Annotated in this window: 3 protein-coding genes; all 3 read right to left on the minus strand. The window is 62.3% G+C overall.

Features of this window, described 5'->3' with window-relative positions:
* The coding region (locus DOM54_RS19835) for a T6SS effector BTH_I2691 family protein (protein ID WP_206019165.1) at nt 1–2,423 on the minus strand (2,423 nt) is incomplete at its 3' end.
* Nucleotide 2,424: 1 nt separating this feature from the next.
* Nucleotides 2,425–3,300, minus strand: a complete 876-nt coding sequence (locus DOM54_RS19840) for a DUF4123 domain-containing protein (RefSeq protein WP_162619948.1) — start codon at nt 3,298–3,300, stop codon at nt 2,425–2,427.
* A gap of 11 nt (nt 3,301–3,311) precedes the next feature.
* A partial coding sequence (locus tag DOM54_RS19845; protein WP_162619949.1) for a DUF2345 domain-containing protein occupies nt 3,312–4,476 on the minus strand: 1,165 nt, incomplete at its 5' end.

The following is a 4,476-nucleotide window of genomic DNA, read 5'->3' on the forward strand; positions in this document are numbered from 1 at the left end:
GCACCGGCGACCTGGCCACTGCCCTTGTGGGCGCTGAACAGGGTGTTACCGATATCCCGGGCGTTCTGCGCCAGATCACCCAGCCGCTGCTGTTCATCCTCTGGCGTATAGCTATCAGCCGGTATCTCTGCACCACTACCCCCCGTCACCGCTTTGATATCCACGTAGACTGGCAAGGCAATGCGTACCGTTCTGTCGCTATCCGCCATCGGCGCGGAAAAGTTGCCGACCATCCCGTCCAGAGACTTCATTGCCTCGCTGGTATCGGCACCTTGATTCGGCTTTTTGGCACTTGCTTGCGAGACGGCACGTAGCCAATGATAGAGTTCGGAGAGCTTGATCTCCCGCTCGACCATGGTGGGTGCCGGCTGCTCGCCGTCCAGTGCTTGCGGGTCGGCCATGAAGGCCAGTTGGTGGTAGCGCACGAACTGAGATAGCGCCGGCTTATAGTCCGGCGCGGGCACACCAGCGGCTCGGTATAGTACCAGCGAGGCAATCGAGTTGCCGATCGTGGTTGCCAGTAGGTCCTGAATCGGACGCCAGCGGCTGATGATCTGGTCGCTTGTCGGCGCGCGCCCGTCAGGCTTTTGCGTGCGTGCACGTACCTGCTGAAAGCGCTCACCCCATGACTTTAGCGTCTGCGCCGATAGCTGTGACCCAGCGGGCAAGCTACCTAGACGCTCACGGGCCTGCGCGATCATTTCGGCGTCATTGGCAAAGAGCGCCGCGAGTAGCGGCGACTCACTCGACTCGAGGTCGTCGGCCAACAGCTTCCATAAGCCACCACTGGAGGGCGACATGATACCGCCACGCAGTGCATTGCCTATCAGGCCACTGAGCCCCAGCCCGGTCCAGTAGTCGGACTGGCTGTAACGGCCAATAACGGCGGGTAAACCATGCCTTGCCCAGATGGCATAGTCATCGTCGAATACGGCGGCCAGACTCTGACAATGTGCCGTATTGTCCTCGTAGGCCTGCTTGAAAGCATTGAGCGCATCGACATCGTACATGCGATGCAACTGCTCCAAGTGCTGCTCGCTAGCCGACTCCGCATCAGATTTCAGACGATTGATTCGGTTACGCAGCTCCGTCTTTCTCATCTGGCTGCCAGGGCCTTGCACACGAGAAGAATTCAGTTCATTCAACTCGTCTTCTAACCGCTTCCTTTCAGCTTTATCTTCATCGGATACTTGGAAAAGCTCGTCGCGTTCTCGTTGTGCCTGCTCGACGGCACGATTCAAACGGCTTCGCTCAGCGAAATCGAACGCATGAGCAGGCGACGGCCCCCGATCTAAAATCTCGCGATTTTTCTCGACAAACTCATCCCTGGCTTTTTTGGCATCCTCGACGGCTTTATCTGCATCCGCTTGCTGCTGGGCCCTGTAGCCTTGTTCGAAGCGCTTTTGAAAGGCATCGATGGCCTGCATGCAGAGCAGCTTGCGACGACGGACATCGTGTATCTGCGCCTCGTCGTCCTCTTCTTCCTTGTTGTAGAAGAATTCTTCGACGCTGGCCAACGCCTGATGCCGATAGGCGTTCAACTCCTCGATAATGCCGAGCTCGTCCTTGACCGCGAGAATGAGCCCCTTGCCCTGGTATTCACTGCCGGCGTGGTCGAGCCGGCGCTGCATGGCGTCCTTGAGTTCGCCGGGCTTATACAGCGGTCGCGCCGGGCCGCTGGACCAGAACTGTTCATCCAGACTTCCTGCCGCCGCGCTGTACTCGGCGACTTTCTCCAGCTCATCGATACCAAAGGCGCAAGATTGCCGCTGCCCACTCACCCATGCCGGGATGTTCACCTGCTGCATGTGGGCCTTGCGCCACGCCTCATCACTGCCGATCATCTGGATGTGGGCGTTGGACCAGGGGTGTTCGCTGAAGGCGTAGTAAAGCGTGCCCGACTTCTCGGGAAACGGCAGGGTGACAATAGAAGCATCCAGGACATCGCCGGGCTTGGCCTGACAGCTTTCGGGAAACTTGATTTCGTCCAGCGCCCGCGGCTGTAGCACAGGGAACTGGTAGTATTTGCCGTCGCTGGTGATCGCGTAGGCGTACCAATAATTCTGGTCGGGGTTGTCCTGATCGTAGAAGTAGAGATACCCCTGGCGTAACTGGCGCAGAATGTACTTGTTGACCTGGCTGCCGGTGCTCTGCGTAAGCTCCGCCCTGACCTCGTCGGGCACACTTCTCGCCTGCTCTTCGCCGCCTACCAGACTCTTGTCCAGCAGGATGTCGGTGAACTTCTGGATTCTCGAGGTCTCGAGTTCCGGTATATCGCCATTGCGGTCGTTACGCTGGCAGACGGCGTAGCGCACGGGAAGGATCGGTAATCCCTTGCGTTCACAGAACTGGCAGCTCCCGCTCTCCTGGCCCGCCGCCTCATTTTCCGCTGCGTGAGCGCCCGCTTGAGATGGTGCCGTCATACTATGTCATCTCCCCCATGTTCGATATCGCTTCCCAGTCAGCGTCGGAAAGCTGATTCGACAATCCAATGTAATTCAACCGTCCGCCCAGGCGGCCCAGCAGCGCCTGCATGATCGGGTGGCGATGAAAATCGACCCGCGTGATCAGCCCGTGAAGTACGAAGGTGGCCATGTCTGCTCGGTCTCGCAGACCGAGGTCGTGCGCGGCGACCAACAAGGCGTCGACGCTGTTCGCGGGCGCTGCCGAGAGTCCCGCCGAGCCAGGGAGCGTGCGATAGAGCTCCCGGCAGCGATTGATCTGGCCGATGCGCTGTATGGCACGCCACTGCTCAGCGCTGGGTTTCAGGCCGCCGAGCCGGCGTACATCTCCGTGTGGATCGAGAGCGCGCAGCTGCAGCTCGGTATCGAGATAGACCCAGCGATCGATGGGCCCCAGCAGCGCCGAGAGCTGCCAGCGCTCAAGAATGCGCGGCAGGTGCTCCAGCACCCGGGGATCGTAGAAGCGCAGCAGGGCTGGCTTCCCTTCCGGCGTCATCTGCTTGAGCTGGCGGCCGAGATAGGTGGCAACACTGGTGCTGGCATGGTGAGAAATCAGCCAGCCGCAGAGCGGCACTGGGCCGAGCAGCCCAGCACCACGCTCGGCGCGCTGGTGATCGAGTTGCGACGTCAGCGCCGCGACGCGATGTTGATCTATCCGTTCGAGATAGAGACGCTGGGCCGGGGTCTGGGCCAGGAGCGGGTGGCGAATCAGCGTCGCTCGCTGGCGAGCCTCGCCGCTCAGCGTCCAGTCTGGCGACTCCGAAGGGTCCACCAGGCGGTAAAGCCGCCCCTCCCTGGCGGCCTCATTGGCCTCGGCCATCCACGCCGGGTCGCTCACGCTGCGCACCGCTAGCCTTCCACGCTACCGTCACCGCTGCTTGCCGCAGCCTGGCTCTTGCTGGCACAAAGCACATCTTCGCCTTCCGGCAACTCCGGCAAATCGCCCTCCAGGCTCGCCGGCCCCCCAAAACTCTTCGTCGCGCCCTTGACGGTGACCTTGCCGGGGGCGTGCAGCTCGATATCGCCGCCCTTGATGCGCACATAGGCGCCGCCGCTGACCAGCAGAATCTCCTTGGCGGCGGCCAGGTCGATTTTCTGATCGCTGGAGGTAACGTTGAGGTCGCGGCGGGCGGTGGCTTCCAGGTTGTCCGACTGCGCCTGCATCTCCACCTTGCCCCGCGCGGCAAACAGCTTGATCCCGGCCTTCTGCACGAACAGCGAGAGCTTCTCGGAGATCGAGGCGACCAGGCTCTTGCCGGTGGCGACGTTGACGTCCTCGCCGCTGGAGACGCTCAGCGAGCGGCCCTGGGCCAGGTGGGTCGATTCCGGCGTGCTCAGCGTGATGCCAGCGGGCGAGGCCATATGCAGCCAGGGCGCTTTCATGCGTGCCGCTTCGCCACGGCCGCCGCTGTCGGTGGCACCACGGGCGTTATCCTGCTTGGCATCCGCGAGCTGTTCGCTGTTGCCGTAGGTGTCGTCGGCGTCCTCGCCTGCCTGCTTGAGATGCTCGCGGGCGTCGAGAGCGTCGGCGTTGTGATCCTGGGCACTCTGGCTCAGCGTGTCCGTGAGCTGGTAGGCGCTGTCGAGCTGCTGTTTGGCCGGGGTGAGGTCGAGCTGGTCACCGCTGGCGCCGAGCTGGCCCCAGCTGGTGAGGTAGAGCCCCTGATTGGCGCGGATGGCGCCATAGGCGTCGGTGCGCAGCTCGAAGCCGGTGCCGCGGAAGGCGCCGCGGGTGTTGCCGGCCTGGTGGATCAGGTAGCCGAGGTTGAGCTGGCTCTTCTCGGCTTCGGAGTTGAGACGCACGCGCTCCTGGTCGGTGGCGTCGTCGAAGACGAGTTCGTTGTACTTGCTGCCGCGGTAGGTCTTGCTCTTGAAGCCCGAGAGCAGGCCGTGGCTGTGCCAGTCGGGGGTCTGCTCGCCGTTGTAGACCCGGCCGGTGATCAGCGGGCGGTCGGCGTCGCCTTCGAGGAAGTCGACCAAGACTTCCTGACCGATCCGCGGCACGAACACCCCG

The organism is Salinicola acroporae (assembly GCF_003206615.1).
In the GTDB taxonomy this organism is placed as follows: domain Bacteria; phylum Pseudomonadota; class Gammaproteobacteria; order Pseudomonadales; family Halomonadaceae; genus Salinicola; species Salinicola acroporae.